The sequence below is a fragment of the Pseudomonas sp. GW821-FHT04D07 genome (assembly GCF_059420225.1).
On sequence record NZ_JBWKTH010000007.1, the window covers coordinates 157,359 to 178,382 of the forward strand.

At 61.5% G+C, this 21,024-nt stretch carries 19 protein-coding genes; 7 read left to right on the forward strand and 12 right to left on the reverse strand.

What is annotated here, in order from left to right:
• Window positions 1-109 precede the first annotated feature (109 nt).
• From ggt to AC07T0_RS11860, 9 genes are all read right to left on the reverse strand, one after another.
• Window positions 110-1,942, reverse strand: coding sequence for a gamma-glutamyltransferase (ggt, locus tag AC07T0_RS11820; RefSeq protein WP_495001342.1), 1,833 nt, complete (start codon window positions 1,940-1,942; stop codon window positions 110-112).
• A gap of 130 nt (window positions 1,943-2,072) precedes the next feature.
• A complete protein-coding gene (locus AC07T0_RS11825) occupies window positions 2,073-4,256 on the reverse strand; it encodes a beta strand repeat-containing protein (RefSeq protein ID WP_495001343.1) in 2,184 nt (727 codons plus the stop codon).
• 11 nt (window positions 4,257-4,267) lie between these two features.
• Entirely contained in the window at window positions 4,268-5,008 is a 741-nt protein-coding gene (locus AC07T0_RS11830; RefSeq protein WP_495001344.1) for a PilW family protein, read from the reverse strand.
• Window positions 5,005-5,430 (reverse strand): hypothetical protein, encoded by a 426-nt coding sequence (locus AC07T0_RS11835; protein ID WP_495001345.1) that lies wholly within the window; start codon window positions 5,428-5,430, stop codon window positions 5,005-5,007. The genes AC07T0_RS11830 and AC07T0_RS11835 overlap by 4 nt, the downstream gene beginning before the upstream one ends.
• Window positions 5,414-5,869 carry a pilus assembly FimT family protein gene (locus AC07T0_RS11840; protein ID WP_495001346.1) on the reverse strand — a complete coding sequence of 152 codons (456 nt, stop codon included), beginning with the start codon at window positions 5,867-5,869 and terminating at the stop codon, window positions 5,414-5,416. The genes AC07T0_RS11835 and AC07T0_RS11840 overlap by 17 nt, the downstream gene beginning before the upstream one ends.
• Window positions 5,869-6,330: a type IV pilin protein gene (locus AC07T0_RS11845; RefSeq protein WP_495001347.1), complete on the reverse strand. Its 462-nt coding sequence runs from the start codon at window positions 6,328-6,330 to the stop codon at window positions 5,869-5,871. Before AC07T0_RS11845 ends, AC07T0_RS11840 begins: the two co-directional genes overlap by 1 nt.
• A gap of 244 nt (window positions 6,331-6,574) precedes the next feature.
• Window positions 6,575-8,215 (reverse strand): Nramp family divalent metal transporter, encoded by a 1,641-nt coding sequence (locus tag AC07T0_RS11850; RefSeq protein WP_495001348.1) that lies wholly within the window; start codon window positions 8,213-8,215, stop codon window positions 6,575-6,577.
• A 512-nt stretch (window positions 8,216-8,727) separates the two neighbouring features.
• Window positions 8,728-10,500 carry an acyl-CoA dehydrogenase C-terminal domain-containing protein gene (locus tag AC07T0_RS11855; protein WP_495001349.1) on the reverse strand — a complete coding sequence of 591 codons (1,773 nt, stop codon included), beginning with the start codon at window positions 10,498-10,500 and terminating at the stop codon, window positions 8,728-8,730.
• Between the two features lie 106 nt (window positions 10,501-10,606).
• A complete protein-coding gene (locus AC07T0_RS11860; RefSeq protein ID WP_495001350.1) occupies window positions 10,607-12,229 on the reverse strand; it encodes an acyl-CoA synthetase in 1,623 nt (540 codons plus the stop codon).
• A 231-nt stretch (window positions 12,230-12,460) separates the two neighbouring features.
• Here AC07T0_RS11860 and AC07T0_RS11865 point away from each other — a divergent pair, with 231 nt between their 5' ends.
• The gene (locus AC07T0_RS11865; protein WP_495001351.1) at window positions 12,461-14,269 is read left to right on the forward strand and encodes a PAS domain-containing sensor histidine kinase; all 1,809 of its coding nucleotides are present in this window, start codon (window positions 12,461-12,463) and stop codon (window positions 14,267-14,269) included.
• A gap of 37 nt (window positions 14,270-14,306) precedes the next feature.
• Window positions 14,307-14,942 (forward strand): response regulator transcription factor, encoded by a 636-nt coding sequence (locus AC07T0_RS11870; RefSeq protein WP_495001352.1) that lies wholly within the window; start codon window positions 14,307-14,309, stop codon window positions 14,940-14,942.
• Window positions 14,943-15,103: 161 nt separating this feature from the next.
• On the opposite strand, the gene AC07T0_RS11875 is transcribed toward AC07T0_RS11870, so the two are convergent.
• Window positions 15,104-15,514 (reverse strand): VOC family protein, encoded by a 411-nt coding sequence (locus AC07T0_RS11875; RefSeq protein ID WP_495001353.1) that lies wholly within the window; start codon window positions 15,512-15,514, stop codon window positions 15,104-15,106.
• 262 nt (window positions 15,515-15,776) lie between these two features.
• Window positions 15,777-16,202, reverse strand: coding sequence for a hypothetical protein (locus AC07T0_RS11880; RefSeq protein ID WP_495001354.1), 426 nt, complete (start codon window positions 16,200-16,202; stop codon window positions 15,777-15,779).
• A gap of 132 nt (window positions 16,203-16,334) precedes the next feature.
• On the opposite strand from AC07T0_RS11880, the gene AC07T0_RS11885 reads away from it, so the two are divergent.
• Together AC07T0_RS11885 and AC07T0_RS11890 are read left to right on the forward strand one after the other, a co-directional pair.
• Window positions 16,335-16,994 carry a glutathione S-transferase family protein gene (locus AC07T0_RS11885; protein ID WP_495001355.1) on the forward strand — a complete coding sequence of 220 codons (660 nt, stop codon included), beginning with the start codon at window positions 16,335-16,337 and terminating at the stop codon, window positions 16,992-16,994.
• A gap of 485 nt (window positions 16,995-17,479) precedes the next feature.
• A complete protein-coding gene (locus AC07T0_RS11890) occupies window positions 17,480-17,680 on the forward strand; it encodes a hypothetical protein (protein ID WP_495001356.1) in 201 nt (66 codons plus the stop codon).
• A 483-nt stretch (window positions 17,681-18,163) separates the two neighbouring features.
• Here the strand turns inward: AC07T0_RS11890 and AC07T0_RS11895 are convergent, their stop codons facing one another.
• Window positions 18,164-18,403 carry a hypothetical protein gene (locus AC07T0_RS11895; protein WP_495001357.1) on the reverse strand — a complete coding sequence of 80 codons (240 nt, stop codon included), beginning with the start codon at window positions 18,401-18,403 and terminating at the stop codon, window positions 18,164-18,166.
• Between the two features lie 437 nt (window positions 18,404-18,840).
• Here AC07T0_RS11895 and AC07T0_RS11900 point away from each other — a divergent pair, with 437 nt between their 5' ends.
• The 3 genes from AC07T0_RS11900 to AC07T0_RS11910 all read left to right on the forward strand — a co-directional run bounded on the left by AC07T0_RS11900 (window position 18,841) and on the right by AC07T0_RS11910 (window position 21,019).
• The gene (locus tag AC07T0_RS11900) at window positions 18,841-19,587 is read left to right on the forward strand and encodes an SDR family oxidoreductase (protein ID WP_495001358.1); all 747 of its coding nucleotides are present in this window, start codon (window positions 18,841-18,843) and stop codon (window positions 19,585-19,587) included.
• Between the two features lie 13 nt (window positions 19,588-19,600).
• The gene (locus tag AC07T0_RS11905; protein ID WP_495001359.1) at window positions 19,601-20,455 is read left to right on the forward strand and encodes a DJ-1/PfpI family protein; all 855 of its coding nucleotides are present in this window, start codon (window positions 19,601-19,603) and stop codon (window positions 20,453-20,455) included.
• Between the two features lie 81 nt (window positions 20,456-20,536).
• Entirely contained in the window at window positions 20,537-21,019 is a 483-nt protein-coding gene (locus AC07T0_RS11910; RefSeq protein WP_495001360.1) for a YybH family protein, read from the forward strand.
• Window positions 21,020-21,024: the final 5 nt, after the last annotated feature.

Genomic DNA, 21,024 nt, shown 5'->3' on the forward strand with positions numbered 1-21,024 from the left:
ACCGAAAGAGAGGAGCGGGTCGCAAGGCAAGCTGTGGATTGGAAAAGTATACGGGGCGATTTCTCAACATATTGTGAAGAGCCGTCGCCCCAGAGTGTTCCAAGATATTTCAGTCGCCCAGCGCCTCACCCTCGCGCCGAGGATCGGCGCCGCCGGCCCATGACGACTGCCCCTTGGCATCGCGCACGCGCATGATCGCCTGGGTGCCGCTGGTCATGTCCAGCTCGCTGACGGGGTGTCCCTTGTCCTGCAATGCTTTCACCAACTGGGCTGAGAACAGGCCTTGTTCCAGTTCGGTAGGGCCATTGCGGCTGCCGAAGTTGGGCAGGTTGATAGCCGATTGCGGATCGAGCTTCCAGTCCAGCAGGCCGACCAGGGTCTTGGAAACGTACTCGATGATCTGCGAGCCGCCGGGCGAGCCGACGGTACCGAGAAACTCGCCACTCGAACGGTCGAACACCAGGGTCGGCGCCATGGCCGAGCGTGGGCGTTTGCCCGGCTCGACACGGTTGGCCACCGGCTTGCCGTTTTCACTCGGGATGAAGGAGAAGTCGGTCAGTTGGTTGTTGAGGATAAAACCCTCGACCATCAGGTGTGAGCCGAACGAGCTTTCCACCGTGGTGGTCATCGACACGGCACCGCCCTGGTCGTCCACGGCGACGATCTGCGAAGTAGAAATGCGCATTGGCGAGCGGTCCGGGGCCAGGGCCACCTGGATGCCGGCCGGCACGCCGGGCTCGGCCTGGCCCAGGCTGCGCTCACCGATCAGGCGGGCGCGGCTGGCGAGGTAGGTGGGGTCGATCAGCCCGGCGACCGGGACCGGGATGAAGTCGCTGTCGGCGACATACAGACCCCGATCGGCATAGGCCAGGCGGTCGGCTTCGGCGATCAGGTGCACGGCTTGCGGGCGCGGTTCGAGACCGGCGGGGCTGGCGCTTTTCACCGGACCGAGCGCTGACAGCGCCTGGCGTTTGTCCTGGGCCTCGAGAGCCTGCAGGGTGCCGAAGATCTGTGCGATGGCGATGCCACCGGAGGAGGGGGGTGGCATGCCGCAGAGCTGCCATTGCTTGTAGTCGGAGCACAGCGGCGTGCGTTCCTTGGCCTGATAGCTTTGCAGGTCGGCCAGCGAGAGCGTTCCGGGGTTGGTGCTGCGATTGACCGCCGCGACGATCTCCTCGGCGATGACGCCCTTGTAGAGCGCATCCGTGCCTTCGTTGGCGATGCGCTTGAGCACGGCGGCCAGTTGCGGGTTCTTCAGCATCGTACCGACGGCTTTCGGGCTGCCGTCGGCATTGAGGAAGTACGCGGCCATGGCCGGCGAGTGGGGCAGGAACGGACTGGCGACGATCTGCTTGTGCAGGCGCGGTGAAATCGGGAAGCCCTGTTCGGCCAGGCGGATGGCCGGGTCGAAGAGCTTCGCCCAGGGCAGGCGGCCCTGGCTGCGATGGGCCAGTTCAAGGGCGCGCAGCACCCCGGGCGTACCGACCGAGCGTCCGCCGATCTGGGCCTGGGTGAAGGCCATTGGCGTGCCGTCGGGTTTGAGGAAGAGTTGCTCGGTGGCGCCCGCCGGTGCGGTTTCACGTCCGTCGTAGGCATGCACCTGTTTGCCATCCCAGACCATGATAAAGGCGCCGCCGCCGATGCCGGTGGCTTGCGGTTCCACCAGGGTCAGTACGGCTTGCATGGCAATCGCCGCATCCACGGCTGAGCCGCCCTGGCGCAGGATCTCGCGCCCGGCCGCGGCCGCCAGCGGGTTGGCCGCCGCGGCCATGTGCCGGGTGGCGTGTTGGGTGAGCATGCCCGTGCGATAGCCCGTGCCGATTTCCGGGGCGTCGGGCAGGCGGGTGTCGGCTGAGGCAAACGGGACGTTGCAGAGGGTGAGCGCGAGGCTCAGGGTCAGGGCGCGAAGAGGGAAGCGGCGTGATGGAAAACGTGAGTGCACTGTGTAGGCTCCTGCCTTGGACATGCGGAGCACTATAGTCCGGGTGCGTTGGCTGGAACAGTCGTCGAACGGGGGGATGCAAAAGTGTCAGCGCCGCCGGCACAGGGGGACGGTGACGGCGGCGCTGAACTCAATATGCCCGGATCCAGCGCACTCTCGTCGAGGCCTGGACCGCCCCGCCGCCGCCACCCGTGCTGGGCGGGGTGGTGGTGATGGTCTGGTCGCTGGTCACGCTCGAGACGTCGACGGCGATGCCGCCCTGGGAAATGGTGGTCGTGCTGGTGCCGTTGCCACCGCTGGAAAGCGCGCCCTTGATACTGGTGGTGGCCCCCGTGGTACTGACGAGACCGCCGAGGATGACGTTGCCGTATAGGGTCCAGCCGCTGCTGTTCAGCCCGCCGTTGGCTTCAATGGCGATGTTGCCGATGGGCAGGCCGCTGTGGCTGACGTTGGAGGCGTCGGTCCAGGTGGTCAGGGCCCCCGCTGTCTTGTCGCACAGGTTGGTCGGGTAGAACGACCCGCCGCACAGGTTGGTGTAGCCGGAGAAGTTCGGCGAGTACAACGGCACCATGCCGCTGCTGGTCAGGGTAACGTCGCCCTTGTTGTTATTGCTGCTGTTGCTGTTGCTGAGCACGGTATTGGTCAGCCGGGTCAGGCTCTGCACGCCATCGAGGGTGATATTGCCATCGAACCAGAGCACACCTGGCGGCATGGCCTTGATACCCGTAAAGGTCCAGCCGCTGCTGGGGGTCGCACTGCTGCCGCAACTGGTGTTGCCATAGTTGCAGATCATGAAGTTGGCGCCCAGCAGGGTGCGCATATCGGTTTTCGTGAGGTCATAGGGCCCCGCTGGCACTGCCGTGCCCGCGGAGGTTTTGACGTTCTGAATCGTCAGCGTCGGTGTGCTCCCGGAAAAAGCGAACACATAGTTGGCCTGGCTTTTCAGGGCCGTGACGTCCACCGTGGAGACGGTGATGTTGCAGTACGGCACGCCGGGCAGGCCGGGCGAGGCGCCGGCGACATTCTGCGTCAGGTTCGCCAGTGCCGTGCCGGTGTAGGTCGTGCCGTCCTGGTTGAGCAGCGTGCCGGCGATCTGGCTGGCCGCGCTGAATGACGGGGTATTGTATTGCTTCACGTTCAAATTTCCGCCGCCCTGGAACTGACCTACTGTCGCGGTGAGGATCGATACGTCGCTGTTGGCTTTGAGTGTGGTGTAGGTGCCGCTGAAGCCGGTGATCGCCAGGGTGTTGCCCCACAAGGTCCCGACGGTGCCGGTCAGGAAGTTGACGCCGCCGCCGTATATCGAGTTGTAGGTCAGCGAGATGCTGGCGGGCAGGGTGCCGGTCCCTGAGATCAGCACCGCGCCGGCCGTGGTACTGATGACCCCACTGGATTGGCTGACCTTGCTCAGGTCCAGGGTATAGACCGTGCCATCGGTGAGGGTGATCAGTGCGGTGCCGGTGCTGGCGGCGGTGATCGAGTTGTCGGTGTTTTTTGTGCCGCCGACCAGGGCGGTGCCGATCGTCGATCCGCCCGACAGCACATTGGCCTTGAACGCTCCCGCCGTGATCGCCACATAGCTGCCGCCGGACTGGGAGATGTTGATGGTCTTGGCCCCCACGGTCAGGTTGACCGGCTGGCTGCTGGAACTAAAGGTAAAGGTACCTTCGGTGTTGAGGGTTGCATTGTCCGCGATGCCACCGCCACTGAGGTTGATACCGCCCTTGGCGCAACCGGAGACATAGGCTTTCGAACCACTGGAAATGCTCAGCGTGCCCATCACGGCGATATTCGCCAGGGCCGTGCCGTTGGTGATCGACAGGCTGCCGCCGCTGTAGTTGAAGTCGCCGTTGAACTGCAGTGCCGGCGGCAGGTTGCCGCTGGTGACCGTGCTCGCGGCACTGGCTGGGGTCAGCAGATAGACCACTTGCACCGTGTTGGTCGCCAGGTTGCCGCTGGCGGTGATGGTCGCGGTGACCAGGGTGCTGCTACCACTGGCGACCTTGGAGATGATCTGCGCGCTGAGCTTGGTGTCGCTGATGGACAGGCTGCCCACCTTGACATTGGCCAGGGTGCTGTCTTGCAGCAACTGCGCCTGCAAGTACAGGCGCACCCATTCCACGCCGCTCCAGACTCGCGATTCCGCCGGCGAGCTGGCGTGGGCCGCCAGTTGCTGCTGCTGGGTCGCCCGTATGCCGTACATCATTCCCAGCGCGCTCACGGTCAGGGCCATGCCGACGAACAGGATCATCAGCGTTGCGGCCATGCCGCGCTGAGCGGCGCGTGTCGATGTGGAAAACGATGGGGCTGGCATCGAGAGCTCGCTCAGGAAGTGGGTTTTTCGAAATTGATCAGACAGGCCGTTGCCTTGCTTTTGACATAGGCGGGCTGGGCATTGCTGCTGTTGGGGTCCAGCGTGCTGTTATTGGCGCTCAGGCTGACTTGCAGGCGGTAGGCGGTATTGGTGCTGTCGGTGGTGCGGCCGTAGGGCCAGCAGGTGGCGAAGCCCACCGAAAACAGTGTGGCACTCTGGCCGGCTTCGATCAGCGTGGTGCTGGTCCAGGTGGTGGTGTTCCATTGCGTCGAGGCCTGGGTACAGCCGGCCGCGCCCTTGAGGCTGACCAAGGCGCCGTTGATGACCGCCAGCCCCGCGCAACTGGCCGTCGTCGCCGTGGCACTGGTCTGATAGGACCAGACAATGGCGTTGCCCGTGATGCCGTTCGGTGCGGCGCTGGTCAGGGTCGGGAAGTTGGCCTGAGCGGTGGCGGTGCCGGCCAGGGTGCCGTTGGTCAGGGTGGCGCCGGACAGCAGCACGAAATAATTGTCGATATCGGAGCTGGCGCGGGCGGTGGCACTGCCGCTCCAGAAACCGCCGTTCATCAGTTCTCGTTGGGCTGTCAGCAGGGCCAAGGCCACCTGGCCATCTTGCCGGGCGCTCTGGATCGATGCCGCCGAGGTGTAAACCAGGTTTTTATACAACGAGAGCATGGCCAGGATGCTGAGCAGGGAAATGACCGTGCCGACCATCAGGCTGATCAGCGTGAAGCCACGCTGATCGCGGCTCATGAGTCGTCTCCCACGCGGATGATGCCACCCAAAGTGCTGCTGTCCGTGGAGCCGGTGGTCAGCACTACCGAACTCTGCGGCGTTCCGCCGGTGAGCGTGTTGGTGCCGACGGTGACGGCTGAGGCGCTGGTGCAGGTTGCCGTGATCGTCAGGGGGGTTGTCTGGGTGGGGATGGAGACGACGAGCAAGGCGGTGTTGGCGGCGTTGTTCGTACACAACTGCGCGCCATACTGCTCCAGCAGACTGCGCATCTGGGCGACCACGATATTTTCCAGTTTCATGTCCCGCTGGCTTACCGCCGCCCGCGACGCGGCATAGGTGATGCCCAGGCCGACAATCGCCATCAGCAGGATACCAATCAGTGATTCGAGCAGCACGTCGCCCCGTTGTCGCTTCGAGGCCAGCTTATATAATCGGGACATCGACTGAACTCTCGCTGCCGGCCGTGACTTGAATGGTGCTGGTGGTGCACGAGCCGGAGCTGACTGCAAAACCTCGGTTGTTGAAGGCGATGCAGACCAGATCGACACCGCCAGTCTGGATCACCGCGGCGTTCGGAAGCAAGGTGCTCCAGATCTGTGTGGTCGCAGTACAGTCGATGGCGCTGGAAAGGCTGTACAGCCTGAGGTTCTGCCCGGAGCGGCACAGTACGGCAGCGGGCGCGGAGTCCTGCATTTTACCCTGGTTGCGCAGGGCGATTGCCTTGGCGCGGCTGATCCCTTGTTTCAAGAGGCCGGCGGCATCGCGCTGATAACCACTGTTGGTCCATGACTGGGTCAAGGGCATCCCCACGAACAGCAGGAGGCCGAACAGGGTGATGGTAATCATCAACTCGATCAGGGTGAAGCCGCGACTGTTCATTACAGCCAGCCGCCGTTATACGAGCTGCAGGAAGCGATGTTGCGATTATTGCCTTGATCCAGCGTGATGACGCAGCCATTGACACTGCCGCTGCTACCCGTTGCGGTCACGGTATAAGTTGTGGCGGTGGAGCTGATGGAGTAGCTGAACAGGCTGGACTGGCTGGGTTGCCAGCCTGACGACGGGGCGGTGCAGGGTGTAGGGTTGCCAATCAGTGCGCACTGGATCGAGGTTATGCCGCTGGCCGTCGAGACCGGGTAGGCCAACTGTTTCTGATAGTAGTTTTCCAGATTGAGGCTCAGCGCGACCAGGTCGGCCTGGGCCGCCTTGATATCGCTCTTGGTGATGTAGCTAGTGTAGGCCGGAAGCGCAATGGCGGCGAGGATCGCGACGATGGCGACGGTGATCATCATTTCGATCAGGGTGAATCCCGATTGTTTTCTGGCGTGGTTCATAGACATTTGATTAGCGCGTCCCCGTGACCCTGTAGTCAGGTCGCATTATGACATCAGTGAGTCGCACTTCGGTGACCGGATCAGGGTGACTGGTCGGATCTGCAGAGCATTTCATCGTCGGTGTTGTCCCGGGCCCCGTTAGCCTCATCAATTATTCGTCGGCTTGCGCTGATATTGACCGAACATAAGCGAGCAATAAGCAGGCCCATGCTCGGTCGGCTTCAGTAGTTTTTGGCTCGACCCGAGGGGGTCACGCCATCGCCAACTGGACCACCTTGAAAATCACCATGCCCATGGCGACAACCAGGTAACCGCGCAGCACCCCCATCCAGATCCGATTGCGTTGCGACAGGACCATGGGCTTGAGCTTGTTCAGCGCTGGCATGCGCCAGGAGTTCATCATTTCCTGGGTGAAAGTGCTCGCCTTGTCGGTCAGGCCGGCCTTGTCCACGGCTTCGCGGGCATGCAGTACGTTGACCGCGATGGCGATGACCAGGCCGACGATACCGCCGCCGATCAGAATATCGGTGATGGTTTCACCGGACATGTCCGGGAACGCCACGGCCGAGGTCAGGACCACGGACAACAGCACCAGTATCGCGACGATGACCGCGGTCACCACATTGGTGAAGCGCTTGTTCACCCAGGGGCCGAGCACTTCCTTGTCATTACACAGTAGCAGCAGGAACACCGTGGCGCTGGGCAGCAACACGCCGGCCAGGGTCTGTACCGCGTTGGTCAGCAGGCCCAGCGGTACGCCGGGGATCAGCACCAGGGCCGCGGCGACGGCGATCAGGCCGCAGTACATCAGGTAGAAGCCCTTGGCGTCGCCGGGCTTGCGGTGCAACGAGTGCTTGAGGCTCAGGACATCGCCCAGTGCATAGGCGGTCGACAGCGACACCGCCATGGCGCCGATGATACTGGCGTCGATCAGTGCGACCGCGAACAACACACCCGGCAGGCGCCCGTGGTACTTGGCGATACCGGCGGCGATGGCGCCGGCGTCAGTGAAGTTGCCGAACTCCGGGTGGCCGACGAAAACCTGCGCGGTGAAGGCAATCATCGCCACCGCCCCGATCACCACCATGGCGATGCCCAGCCACAGGTCGGCGCGTTCGTACTTGATGAAGCGCGGGGTGATGCGCTTGTCGATCACGTAGCTTTGCTGGAAGAACAACTGCCAGGGCGCCACGGTGGTGCCGACAATCCCGATGATCAGCAGCAGCACCTCCGACAGCTTGCCGTCAGCCGGCAGTTGCGGGGTGAAGAAGTCATGGGCGACCTGCGTCATCGGTGGGTGGATCATCACGAAAATCGGCACCAGCAGCAGGCTGCCGAAGACCAGGATCAGGGCGAACCGCTCGAAGCGTCGGAAATTGCCCGTGCATGCCGCCAGCATGATGAACACCGCGGCCAGGCACACGCCGGCCACCTTGGGCACGCCGAGGAAATCCATCCCCAGGCTGATACCGATGAATTCGGTGACGATGGTCAGGGCGTTGAGGATAAACAGGTCGATGGCGCTGAACGCGCCCCAGAACTTGCCGAAGCGGTCGAGGATCAGGCGGGCATGGCCGACACCGGTCACCACGCCCAGGCGCAGGACCATCTCCTGGTTGACGTAGAGCACCGGGATCAGCAGGGCCAGGGTCCACAGCAGCAGCGTGCCGTAGTTCTGGCCGGCCTGGCCGTAGGTGCTGAACGCCCCGGCGTCGTTGTCGCCGACCATCACGATCAGGCCCGGGCCGAGGATGGCCAGCAGGGTTTTGAGGCGATGCATCCAGCCGTTGCGTGGGGCGATATCGTCATGGCGGATGGTGCCGAAGGCTCCGCGGATATCGCCGATGTGGGCGCTGTCGAGAACAGCGGACTCTGCATTCAAGTTGGACATAGTGAGTTCCTCCAAAGCGTGGCATTGGCAGCCGCTTTTTGGTTTCCCACGGACAGGCGAGCACGGGTCTTCCTTCTCCTGGCCACAGTCCGTGGGCGTTGCTGGAGACGAAATGACAGGCATTCCTGGCGTTACGGGAAGCGCAAATAAATTGGGTGTTCAACCGCTGACCGAGGTCGGTCCGGGTTGCTTGGAGGTCACACGGAAGGGAACTGCATAAAGCGCGGGGCGTTCGAGCGGGGGGAGATCAACCAGGGTCAGTCCTACCTGCCAGGCGGCACCATTCCAGTCAGTGTGACCGGCCTACTAGAGCTGGGGTCCATGGGAGTTCTCCGTGGTTATTTGCGCTAATGTAACAAAATGTGAGGAAAGGTGGTGAGTGAAAATTTATGAAACTTTTATAGGGAGCAACAACCGGTCGAGAGGCTCCTTGAGGGCCGCAGAGCCGGTTCTTGTTGTTTTGCATCGGTGATGCAGGTGCCTTCTTGTGCCTGCACGCGGCAGGCATGGATTCAGAACTGCTCGGCTTCCAGCCCGAACAACGACGCACTGCCTGCGCGAATGCTTTGTTCCAGACTCAGGATGCGCGGCAGCAAGCGGCTGAAGTAGAACTGCGCGGTGGCCCGTTTCGCCCCGTAAAACCCTTGATCCTCGTCGTGCTTGTCTTGCGCGACCTGGGCCATGCGCGCCCAGAGATAGGCGTAGGCGACATACCCCAACAGGTGCAGGTATTCGACGCAGGCGCTGCCGATGATATTGGGGTTGTGCGCGGCCTGCTCCCGCAGCCAGTCGCTGAGGTTTTCCAGGCGTTGCACCGCGTCCAGCAGGTCATTGCTGTAGGCCGCGCCGGGCCGTTCGGCATAGTCGCGAATCTCGGCGGTGAACAGGCGCAGGGCGACCCCACCGTTGCCCACCACCTTGCGGCCCAGCAGGTCGAGGGCCTGGATGCCGTTGGTGCCTTCGTAGATCTGCGCGATGCGCACGTCCCGCACCAACTGTTCCTGGCCCCATTCGCGGATATAGCCGTGGCCGCCGAAGATTTGTTGGCCGTGGATGCAGCTGTCCAGGCCAGTGTCGGTGAAAAATGCCTTGGCCACCGGGGTCAGCAGGGCGACCAGGGCCTCGGCGTTGTGCCGTTCATCAGGCTGCTCGGAGAACTTGGCCAGGTCCAGTTGCTGGCCGACATAGCTGGCGAACGCGCGGCCGCCTTCGGTCATGGCCTTCATGCTGAGCAGCATGCGCCGTACGTCGGGGTGGACGATGATCGGGTCGGCGGCCTTGTCCTTGGCCACCGCCCCGCTCGGGGCACGGCTTTGAAGGCGTTCGCGGGCGTAGGTCCGGGCGTTCTGGTAGGACGTTTCCGCGCACCCGATACCCTGGATGCCGATGGACAGGCGCTCGTAGTTCATCATGGTGAACATCGCCGCCAGGCCCTTGTTGGCCTCACCGATCAGCCAGCCGCTGGCGCCGTCGAAGTTCATCACGCAGGTGGCGGAGGCCTTGATGCCCATCTTGTGTTCGATCGAGCCGCAACTGAGCGCATTGGCGGCGTCCAGATTGCCGTTGGCATCGACGAGGATTTTCGGCACCAGGAACAGCGAGATGCCTTTGGGGCCCGGTGGTGCATCCGGCAGCTTGGCCAGCACCAGGTGGATGATGTTCTCGGTCAGGTCCTGTTCGCCGCCGGTGATAAAGATCTTGCTGCCACTGATGCGGTAGCTGCCGTCGACCTGGGGTTCGGCGCGGGTGCGGATCAGTCCCAGGTCGGTGCCGGCATGGGCTTCGGTCAGGCACATGGACCCGGCCCAGCGGCCTTCGTACATCGGCGGCAGAAAGCGCTCTTTCAATGTCTGGGTGGCATGGGCGTCGATGGCCAGGCAGGCCCCGGAAGTCAGTGCCGAATAGAGGGCGAAGCTGGAGTTGGCGCCGTAGAGCATTTCCTCGAATTGCACGGCGAGCATCTTCGGCATGCCCATGCCGCCGAATTGCGGGTTGCCGCTGAGGCCGACCCAGCCGCCCTCGATATAGGTGGCATAAGCTGCCTTGAAGCCTTTCGGGGTGCTGACCTGGCCGTTGTGCCACTGGGCGCCTTCTTCGTCGCCGCTGCGGTTGAGCGGGGCGATCAGGTTACCGGTGACCTTGGCCGCTTCTTCAAGAATCGCATCGGCGGTCTCGGCGTCGACGGTCTCGGCCAGGGCCGGCAGGCGCGCCCAGAGCTGGCGGGCATTGAAGACTTCATGCAGTACGAAGCGCATGTCGCGCAGGGGCGCGTTGAACTCGGGCATGGCGGGAAACATCCTGCAAATAGGGAATGGAAACACGGCGCGGCGGCGCCATGGGCAATGCGCGTCACCCCAGGCGTCGGCAACACCCTGGGTCGATAGGTAAAGGCTAGAGGTTTTTCGCCATATCGCGCAGGACGAACTTCTGGATCTTGCCGGTCGAGGTCTTGGGCAACTGGGTGAAGACCACGCTGCGCGGTACTTTGAAACCGGCCAGGTGTTCGCGACAGAAGGCGATGATCTCAGCTTCACGCACATCCTGATGATGGGCCTTGAGGGTGATGAAGGCGCACGGCGTTTCCCCCCACTTTTCATCCGGACGGGCCACCACCGCGGCTTCCAGCACCGCCGGATGGCGATAGAGCACGCCTTCGAGTTCGATGGTGGAGATGTTCTCGCCGCCGGAGATGATGATGTCCTTGAGCCGGTCGCGGATCTCCACGTAACCGTCCGGATGGGTCACCGCCAGGTCGCCGGTGTGGAACCAGCCGCCTTCGAAGGCTTCGGCCGTGGCGCTGGGGTTCTTCAGGTAGCCCTTCATCACCGTGTTGCCGCGCATGAAGATTTCGCCGATGGTCTGGCCATCGGCGGGGACCGGCTCCAGGGTTTTCGGATCGGCCACCATCAGACCTTCGAGGGTCTGGTAGCGCACGCCCTGGCGCGCCTTGACCTGCGCCCGCTCTTCCAGCGGCAGTTCATCCCAGGCCTCATGCCAGGCACAGATGGTCACCGGGCCATAGACCTCGGTCAGGCCGTAGACGTGGGTGACCTTGATGCCCATGGCTTCCACGGCGCCAATCACCTTGGCCGGTGGGGCGGCGCCGGCGACCAGGGCGTTGACCGGATGATCGATTGCCGCCTTGGCCGACTCGGGCATGTTGACCAGGGCGTTGAGTACGATTGGCGCGCCGCTCAGGTGGGTGATCTGGTGTTCGCGGATCAGGTTGAGGATCTTCTGCGGGTCGACCCGGCGCAGGAACACATGCACCCCGGCCATCGCGGTCACTACCCAGGGATAGCACCAGCCGTTGCAGTGGAACATCGGCAAGGTCCAGAGGTACACCGGGTGGTTGCCCATGCTCCAGATCATCTGGTTGCCGAGAGAACTGAGATAGGCGCCGCGATGGTGATAGACCACGCCCTTGGGGTTGCCGGTGGTGCCGGAGGTGTAGTTCAGGGCAATGGCTTGCCATTCGTCCTGCGGCCACTGCCAGTCATAGGCCGGATCGCCCTCGGCCAGCAGCGCTTCATAGTCCAGGTCGCTGACGGCCTGGCCTTCGCCGTATTCCGGGTCATCGACATCGATCACCAGCGGCGGGTGGTCGAGCATGCCGATGGCGGCCTGTACCACGTCATGGAACTCGCGGTCGGCGATCAGCACCTTGGCTTCGCCATGGGCGAGCATGAAGGCAATGGCTTCGGCATCCAGGCGCACGTTGAGGGCGTTGAGCACCGCGCCGATCATTGGCACACCGAAGTGGGCTTCGAGCATGGCCGGGATGTTCGGCAGCATCACCGCCACCGTGTCATTGCGGCCGATGCCGCGCCCGGCCAGCGCCGAGGCCAGGCGTCGGCAGCGCGTGTAGGTCTGGGCCCAGGTGCGGCGGATCGAGCCGTGGATCACGGCGGGGTAGTCGGGGTAGACCTTGGCAGTACGCTCGATAAAACCGAGTGGAGACAGGGCAATATGATTGACGGCAGTTGGCGCGAGGCCTTGCTCGTAGATGGACATGGTTCGGGTACCCGGTGGCTGATTATTAGCTCTATGTCCGAGGTGCTCGGTCTTTACCGATCCCCTCGATGACTTATCCGGGGTGTTTTATATAATGTTTGTGGATTGATATGGAAGTACTACCTGAGTTGTATAGTATATCTACTATAAGAATTTCAAGGTTCAAATCATGACCGCAATACTGCCCATAAAGTCGCGATTGGCCCGGCCTTTCTCCAGGCGGGGGCCGCGATGACGTCCGCCGCCATTGGTCTGGCGCAGGGTTCGCCGTTACTGGACCACGATCCGCAGCCGAGCCTGCTGCTCGATGCCCGGGCCCGACCGCTGGAGCTCAACAGGGCGTTGCTGGCGTTGCTCGAACAACTACCGCTAGCTGATGCGGTGAGCTTGTTGCCGGTCAATCACCAGCCGCTGGTACGCGCCTGCCTGGACCAGCAACGGGCCATCGAAGGTGTCGAGGCGCAATTCGAGCAGCGGATCCTGGTCTGGACCTTTATTCCCGACCCGCAGGAAAACCGTGTGCTGGCGCGCTGTCGCGAAGCCACCGCGCAGATCCTTGCCGAACGCGAGTCGGCCACGGCCAGGCGTCTCTACCGCCTGATCACGGAAAACACCACCGACCTGATTTCCCGGCATACCCCCGACGGCTGTTTTCTCGATGCGTCCCCGGCGTCCTCGACCTTGCTCGGTTACTGGCCCGAAGAGTTGCGCGGTCGCCTGGCCCACAGCCTGTTCCACCCGCAGGATCTGGCCGGCCTGGTACACCGTACCCGTGACGCCCTGGAGCAGGACGGTTATCACACCATGACCTATCGCATCCGCCATCGCGATGGCCATTACCGTTGGTTCGAGACCGCCTGCCGGGCGATTCGCGAAACCTACACCGGGTCGGTGGTGGAAGTGGTCAGTGTGTCGCGGGACATCACCGCCCGGGTCCAGGCCGAGGAAAACAAGCACCGGCTGGCGGAGGTGGTGGAAGCCAACCCTGACCCGGTGTTGTTCATCGAGCCCCGTGGCGCTGTCACTTATCTCAACCCGGCGGCCCGGCGCACGCTCAAGTTCGCTGAGCAGGCGACGATGCCGAGCCTGGACGAATTTCTGGCCGCCGATGTGCTCGCGGCGCTGCAGCGCGAGGGCTGGAGTCGTGCCGAACGGGATGGTCGCTGGAGCATCGAGGCTCGTCTGCAACCCCTCGATGGTGGAGCCTCGGTGCCGGTGTCGTTGATGCTGCTGGCGCATCGCTCGGCCAGTGGTGAACGCTTCTACTCCCTGGTCGCTCACGACCAGAGCGAGCGCGAATTGCGCGAAGCCCAGCAGCGTCATCACCAGGATGAACTGGCCCACACCGCACGGCTGGTGACCCTGGGCGAGCTGGCCTCGGGCATTGCCCACGAGATGAATCAGCCGTTGGCGGCGGTGGTCAATTACGCCAGTGCCAGCCAGCGTTATTTGCAGGCCATGGACAGCAATCCGCAGGCCGTCGAGCGGGTGGCCCAGGGCCTGGAGCGCATCGCCGTGCACGCCAATCACGCCTCCGAGGTGATCAAGCGGCTGCGCGCGTTTCTGCGCAAGGGGCGGCGGCGCATGGAGGCCCTGGATATCAGCGAAGTGGCTCGCGAGACGGTGCGTTTGTGTGCCTGGGAAGCCAGTGCCTGCCAGGTGACGATCGAGGAGCGCCTGCCGGATAATCTGCCGCCGGTTTATGCCGACCGGGTGCTGCTGGAGCAGGTATTGCTCAATCTGTTGCGCAATGCCATCGATGCCAACCGCGAGGTGCATCCGCGGCAAGCCTCGCGAATTATTCTGGCGACCGAGCGCGGCCTGGATGGTGGCGTGGAGGTGAGTGTCAGTGACCAGGGCCCCGGTGTTTCCTTGGCGCAGTTGGAACTGATCTTCACCCCGTTCTACACCAGCAAGGCCAACGGCCTGGGCCTCGGGCTATCGATGAGCCGCAGCATCATCGACGGCTTCGGTGGCGAGCTGCAGGCACAGCCCATGGCCAGCGGTCTGCGGATGCGCTGCCGCTTGCCAGCGCAATAATGCGTCGGCCGAAAAAAATAACAACAGGAGTAACGCAATGGTGAGTGTGGCGCAGCAGCTGGTCTATGTGGTCGACGATGACCAGGGCATGCTCGACTCGACGGTCTGGCTGCTGGAGTCGGTCGGCCTCAAGGCGCTGCCCTTCACCAGTGGGCGGGACTTTCTCGACGCCTGCGATGCCCGGCTCAATGCCTGTGTGCTGCTGGATGTGCGCATGCCGGGCATGGGTGGTTTGAATGTGCAGGAAGAGATGAGGGCGCGGGATATCCGCTTGCCGGTGATCTTTGTCAGTGGCCATGCCGATGTACCGATCGTGGTGCGGGCGTTCAAAGCCGGTGCTCACGACTTTATCGAAAAGCCCTATAACGAACAGTTACTGCTCGACAGCGTGCAGCAGGCCTTGAGCCGGGCCGATGACAGCCAGAGCCTGAGCGAGGGGCAGGCGCGGGTCCAGGCTCGGCTGGATAGTTTGACCCCGCGAGAGCGTGATGTGCTGTTGCCGCTGGTGCAGGGCTACGCCAACCGGGAAATCGCCGAGCAGTTGGGGGTCAGTGTGAAGACCATCGACCTGTATCGCTCCAGGGTCATGAAACGCATGGCGGCGCAGAACCTCCCGGATCTGGTGGGGATGGTGATTGCGGTGGGGTTGGTGGATCCGTTGAAGTTGCGTTGAGCTGTCAGGAGACGCTCGTTGCAATCAAATCCCTCGCGATTATCTGACAGTGCTCCCTGCGTTCATTACAGCGCTGACCATTGATGCGTGGACCGTCATCATTGGGTTCACCGCTGTAGCGCTCCGCTATTTCATGCAGCACCTGAGTGACGAGTCCACCGTCACTCAGTGAGGTGCAAGTCTCCACGATGGGCGATATGGATCTTGTTGCCATCCGGGTCACGAAGGTAGGCACCGTAGTAGCCGTCGCCATAGTGAGGCCGAGGCCCCGGTGCGCCTTCGTCGACTCCGCCGCTATGAAGACCTGCGGCATAGGCTGCATCCACGACTTCCTGAGAGGGTGCAGAGAAAGCCAGCATGCTGCCGTTGCCAGGGGTTGCCGGCATGCAGTTATAGGGCGAATAGACGTAGAACCGAGGCAAGGTGCGATCAGGCATGACCCAGCAAGCGGCGGCTGGGCCTCCGTCAGGCGTGACCGTGCGCCGGCGCAGGCCCAACGGAATCAAAACCGCGTCGTAGAAGGCGGCGGCCTTGTCGAGATTGTTTGTTCCGACAGTCACATGGCTGAACATTTCGGCTCCTTCGAAGGTGTTGGTTTCAAGAGTATCGCAGTCCCACTCTTCAAGGGCGCAGCCATCTCCTGGACGTCTCGCTTTAGTGATTATTGTTTTCACGGTGAGGTTGGGCAACTACGCCAGTTTGGCCACCTGCTGGGCGATCCAAGTCACTTCAACCCGTACCGCACACCGCGTCCGCTGCCGTGCTGCTCCAGATGGTTTCGCTCGGTCAGGCTGTCGTCGTTCGGTGTCGGGTGTCAGCCAAGGAGCTGTTCAGTCAGGGCTTCAAGGCGTCACATTGGCTGCGCAGGTCGCTGTTGGAGATCGAAAGGCAGCTACCGTGACCGGTCTTGGCGTAGCAATAGGCTCGCTGGTCACTGTCGGAGATCGAAAGGCAACTGCCATTGCCGGTTTCCGCATCGCAGGCACTGCGCAAGTTGCCATTGGAGATGGAAAGACAGCTGCCATGACCGGTCTTGGCGTAGCAATAGGCACGCTGGTCACTGTCGGAGATCGAAAGGCAACTGCCATTACCGGTTTCCGCATAGCAGGCACTGCGCAAGTCGCCGTTGGAGATGGACAAACAACTACCCTGACCTGCCTTGGCATAACAATAGCTACGCTGATCACTATCCCCGATGCTGAGGCAGTCGGCATAGGCGTAACCACTCAACATCAACAGCATTGCAATGATGACTCTCATCACACCCTTCCATGATTTGCCAGGAAACAGCCTGGTACTGTTGGGTCAATATGTTTCAGCGCCACAGGTGCGCTATCAAATTGACACTATCATGGGGAAAAGTTCCCTTGAGTATTCCTGGAGACTCTTGACATGGCGCTTGTGCTCTACGGTCATCCCTTCTCGTCGTACACACAAAAAGTGCTTATCGCGCTCTACGAAAACGCGACCCTCTTCGAGTTCCGCTGTCTCGGACCGGACACACCGCAGCACTCGGCCGAATGGTTGCGACGCTGGCCGCTGCGCAAGTTTCCGTTGCTGGTGGACGGCGAGCGCAACGTAGTCGAAACCAGCATCATCATCGAGTACCTGCAACTCGCGCATCCAGGGCCGGTGCACTTGCTGCCCGGGGACCCGATGGCTGCGCTGGATGTGCGCTTCCTCGACCGTTTCTTCGATCTGCACGTAATGAGCCCGGTGCAGCACGCGGTAAGCGGTGCGCTGACGGGCGATCCGGTGAGGCGTCAGGAAGGGCTGGCGCTTGCTGAGCAAAAGCTGGAACTTGCCTATGCGTGGCTCGAAGGGCAGCTTACCGGCAGGATTTGGGCCGCAGGTGCGGACTTCACACTGGCGGACTGCGCGGCCGCACCGGCGCTGTTCTACGCGGATTGGACGCACCGGATTTCCGAGGCATTTCCCGTGCTCCGCGCGTACCGCGCGCGGTTGCTTGGCCGACCGTCCTTCGCCCGGGCGGTGGAGGAGGCACGGCCGTTCCGTCCGCTGTTCCCGCTCGGGGCGCCCAATCGAGACTGAAATACACAGATGTTCACCATTGTCATGGCGATAGGGCCAGACCAAAGCAGAGATGGATACACCGGCCTGCTGTTTGGCATGTCCTGCCAAGGTCTCTGCCCAGGCAGCCGCGGCGCTGCTCTTCGCTGCCCCGGTGAAAAGGGCTCTGCCTGGTACCCAAGCCATCGTATACTCGCCACATCAAACAATTATTCTTCTTTCCCTCACCACTGCGGCTTCTCCAGTCCCACCGTACGACTTGAAGTCACTTTTTGATACAGTGTTAATGCTGTTATCCCATGGGTCCCAGTATGTGACAGACGAAACTGAGAGATCATGACCCAGTATAACTACAAAGTGGCCTTTGCTGAAGACCATTACTCCTTTAAAGGTATGGAGAGAATCAAAGAAAAGCTCGTATCGATCAAAATAATGCATTTCCCTAACAATCTTATAACTTATTAGCTGCGATGGCGACGTTGGTGTTGCTGGTGACGATTGCCCCGATGACGATGACGGCCCCGACACTGGCGTTGGCGTTGGCACTGCTGGTGACGATTGCCATGATGACGATGAAGGCCCCGACACTGGCGTTGGCGTTGGCACTGCTGGTGACGATTGCCATGATGACGATGAAGGCCCCGATACTGGCGTTGGCACTGGCACTGCTGGTGACGATTGCAATGATGACGATGAGGGTGAATTAGTCGAAGGAATCAGAACATGGTGATCAAAAGAGGTATGAGAGAAGTAATCACTGTTCATCTTTTGAATTAATGTCTTCCATTGGGATGCATCAATGCCGTCCTTTTTAGCATATCCCGGAAAATAGTTAATGATGGTTTGCTCTGTGACATTAAAGCCATTAATGCGCATCAGTACAGACATACACGCGGCCCAGCAGCTGTAATCTTGCGACTGAAACGTCAACCCACTACATGTGGCAGAAAATTCTTGAGGCGTGATTCCCGCATATGGCATAACCTATCTCCATGCTGGTATGTGGTCATTAGCGAAATTCGTTGAGTATTCCAAAAGCTGATTGCAGCTTGCTTAACCAGTTACGGCGACCTTCGTGCTATGGATGTAAGTAACGCAAATGCTTTTAGAGCAGAGCCCATTGTAGACCGCTTTCAAGGTAGCATCAGGGGCGGGCCAGGCACGGCCGTTCCGTCCGCTGCGATTAAAATTCATTGCAACTGCGCCAGCTTCGCCTCCACGGCATCGTCAAAGATGATGTAGAGCGCTTCGATATCGGCTGGCCGCAAGCGCTTGGCACTTTCCAGGCCGCCGATCCATTCAATCTGAATGGCCCTTTCAGCCTCCACGTCCGCAATGGTGCTGGCGGCATTGAAGGCCCGCACCAGGTCGCTGACGGGGTCCCGGATGGGTTTTGGAAGTCGTAACAGGTCGAGCCTTTCTTGTGGCATGTCTTCCTTAACCGATTGAATTTAATGGTTAATATTGATTTTTAATGCGGAATGAAAACTGGAATATCTTTCGCAATTACACGCCACTGTAACACCCATTTGAACTCGATCTGATAACCGATCGCCTGTCCGCGCAAGGCGCTGGTCCTTGGGATACAACTCCCCCTCACTCAGCCTCGACACTACGGTGTGCAAGCGTTGCAACAATGCTTTCATCGCCTTGGCCGACTCAGGGTTCAAGGGCTCCCGCAGCAAGGCGATTTCACACTCATCGCATGCCGTCACTGTGGCGTTTTTTGAGGGTTATACGACCTTTACGCCATAAAGAAGCTGTTTCCATAATTTGCCCAGGAAATCGAGCGCAGACATGCGCATAACCGTGATGACGCCGTGACCTTTCGGCTTGACCAATCACGAGGCAGAGAAGGGGACAGAAGATGAGGCTCAAGAACAAATCGGTTTTGATCACCGGCGGTACCAGTGGTATCGGGCTCGCCACCGCCAGGCTCTTCATTGCAGAAGGCGCGCGGGTCGCGGTTACCGGTCGCGATGTTGCTGTATTTGAGCGCGTGCAGGCCGAGCTGGGCGAGACCGCGCTGGTGCTCCAGGGCGACGTGCGTTCGCTCAAGGATATGCGGGCGATTGCCGCCGAGGTGAAAGAGCGGTTCGGCGCTCTGGATGTCGTGTTTGCCAACGCCGGTCGAGCATTCCCGTCGGCACTCAACGACATCGACGATGACCTCTATGACGAGATCATGGACATCAACGTCAAGGGTGTGGTGGTCACGCTTCAGGCGGTGCTGCCGGACTTGCGCGAGGGCGCTTCGGTCATTCTCAACACATCCTTCGTCGCGCAGACCGGCAAGCATGGCATCTCCTTGACCGCAGCGGCGAAGGCGGCCGTGCGATCACTGGCGCGCAGTTGGTCATACGAGTTCCTTGACCGGAAAATCCGCTTCAACGCGATTGCGCCCGGCGCGATGGACACGCCCCTGATCAGCAAGTGGGGTATGTCCGCTGAGTGGGTTCGCGAGCGTAAGGCCGAGTTCGCCCAGGCGGTTCCGGTGGGTCACATGGGCAAGGCCGAGGACATTGCGTATGCGGCGCTCTATCTCGCCAGCGACGAATCCTCCTATGTGGTCGGCACCGAACTGGTGGTCGATGGCGGAGCCTCGCAACTTTAAAGGAGAAATTATCGTGACCGACAATAGCGAAAACAACGCCGCCGGCGAGCGTCCACTCAGTACGGGGAGTTCCCGCCGCGATGTGCTCAAGTTCGGCGGCATCGTCACCCTCGGCTCCATCCTCGGCGGTGGAGCCCTGCTTGGCCGTGCCGCTCCCGCGTTCGCGCAGGCCGGCAGCGGTGGAGAACTGGCCGCGAACGAACCGCTGAATATTTTGATCGTGAATTACGACGGCGGCACGCTGCTAGATTTCGCCGGTCCCAGCGAGATTTTTCACCGGTTACCGAATACCAAGGTTCGTTATGCGAGCCTCAATGGTGGCAACGTGACCCTCGAATTCGGGGTCGTGTATGGCAACACTGAGCGACTGGCCGACATTGAGAGGACTGACCTGCTCCTGGTCCCTGGCGGTTCTGACTTGTCGGCGCCGATGCGGCCGGAGTACCAGGCACAGATCCGGCGCCTGGCTGAAAGTGCCAAGCATATTACGTCGGTCTGCAATGGATCGCTCGTGCTCGCCGCCACGGGTATTCTCAAGGGCAAGCGCAGCGCCTGCCATTGGGCCTTCGTCAACAAGCTGACTGAGTACGGAGCTATCGCTGTTCCGGATCGCTTCGTAGAGGACGACAACGGCCGGTTCATGAGCGGCGGCGGCGTGACGGCGGGCATCGACTTCGCGCTTCGTGTTGCCGCGAAGCTGCGCGGTCAACAGGCCGCCGAATTCACGCAACTCGTGATCGAATATGACCCCGCTCCGCCGTTCCATTCCGGTCATCCCAGGGACGCTCGGCCAGAAGTCATCGCGATGGTCGACAAGGAACTGCCCGGCGCGTCCAGGGGGCTCGCTCGCATACCCGGCGTTCGCTGAAACGCCGGCAGGCCATGTTGGCTGCACCTGCCCAATCGGGTGCAGCCCTCTTCCATTCAAGTCAATATCGGAAATTATCAGATGCGACAGATCCGTCTTTTCGCGGCTGCCCTTGCAGTCGGCTTCTCCTTTTTCGCCTTTACCCTGCCGGCCACTGCCGGTGACCCGCAGCATCTGCCCGAAGCGGCTATCAAGGCCGAGAATGCACGATGGGCGCAGGCCTTCGCGCGAGGTGACTATGAGGCGATAGGTCGCTTCTATACGGCAGATGGCGCTCTCTTGCCGCCCGGGGGCGACAGAGTCAGCGGAGCCCGCGCGATCACCGAATACTTCGCCAAGGGCTATGCCGGATCTGCGCCTGGCAGCGTATCTTTCAGCAATTACGAGTTCTACGGTGACGATCAGGCGGTTACCGAGGTTTCGGATGCCGAGGTCCGTGATCACAGTGGAGCGCTCAAGTTTCGCGGTAAACAGATCCTGATCTTCCTGAAGCAGGGGGGCGTCTGGAAGCTGCACCGCGACATGTGGAGTGATTACGGTCCGCTGAAACCTGACGCTCGTTGAGCGCC

Excerpts from the sequence above, each read along its gene's own strand:
- AC07T0_RS11825 (WP_495001343.1), bottom strand. The coding sequence starts at position 4,256 with ATGCCAGCCCCATCGTTTTCCACATCGACACGCGCCGCTCAGCGCGGC.
- AC07T0_RS11830 (WP_495001344.1), bottom strand. The coding sequence starts at position 5,008 with ATGAGCCGCGATCAGCGTGGCTTCACGCTGATCAGCCTGATGGTCGGC.
- AC07T0_RS11835 (WP_495001345.1), bottom strand. The coding sequence starts at position 5,430 with ATGTCCCGATTATATAAGCTGGCCTCGAAGCGACAACGGGGCGACGTG.
- AC07T0_RS11840 (WP_495001346.1), bottom strand. The coding sequence starts at position 5,869 with ATGAACAGTCGCGGCTTCACCCTGATCGAGTTGATGATTACCATCACC.
- AC07T0_RS11845 (WP_495001347.1), bottom strand. The coding sequence starts at position 6,330 with ATGTCTATGAACCACGCCAGAAAACAATCGGGATTCACCCTGATCGAA.
- AC07T0_RS11850 (WP_495001348.1), bottom strand. The coding sequence starts at position 8,215 with ATGTCCAACTTGAATGCAGAGTCCGCTGTTCTCGACAGCGCCCACATC.
- AC07T0_RS11855 (WP_495001349.1), bottom strand. The coding sequence starts at position 10,500 with ATGCCCGAGTTCAACGCGCCCCTGCGCGACATGCGCTTCGTACTGCAT.
- AC07T0_RS11860 (WP_495001350.1), bottom strand. The coding sequence starts at position 12,229 with ATGTCCATCTACGAGCAAGGCCTCGCGCCAACTGCCGTCAATCATATT.
- AC07T0_RS11865 (WP_495001351.1), top strand. The coding sequence starts at position 12,461 with ATGACGTCCGCCGCCATTGGTCTGGCGCAGGGTTCGCCGTTACTGGAC.
- AC07T0_RS11870 (WP_495001352.1), top strand. The coding sequence starts at position 14,307 with ATGGTGAGTGTGGCGCAGCAGCTGGTCTATGTGGTCGACGATGACCAG.
- AC07T0_RS11875 (WP_495001353.1), bottom strand. The coding sequence starts at position 15,514 with ATGTTCAGCCATGTGACTGTCGGAACAAACAATCTCGACAAGGCCGCC.
- AC07T0_RS11880 (WP_495001354.1), bottom strand. The coding sequence starts at position 16,202 with ATGAGAGTCATCATTGCAATGCTGTTGATGTTGAGTGGTTACGCCTAT.
- AC07T0_RS11885 (WP_495001355.1), top strand. The coding sequence starts at position 16,335 with ATGGCGCTTGTGCTCTACGGTCATCCCTTCTCGTCGTACACACAAAAA.
- AC07T0_RS11890 (WP_495001356.1), top strand. The coding sequence starts at position 17,480 with ATGACGATGACGGCCCCGACACTGGCGTTGGCGTTGGCACTGCTGGTG.
- AC07T0_RS11895 (WP_495001357.1), bottom strand. The coding sequence starts at position 18,403 with ATGCCACAAGAAAGGCTCGACCTGTTACGACTTCCAAAACCCATCCGG.
- AC07T0_RS11900 (WP_495001358.1), top strand. The coding sequence starts at position 18,841 with ATGAGGCTCAAGAACAAATCGGTTTTGATCACCGGCGGTACCAGTGGT.
- AC07T0_RS11910 (WP_495001360.1), top strand. The coding sequence starts at position 20,537 with ATGCGACAGATCCGTCTTTTCGCGGCTGCCCTTGCAGTCGGCTTCTCC.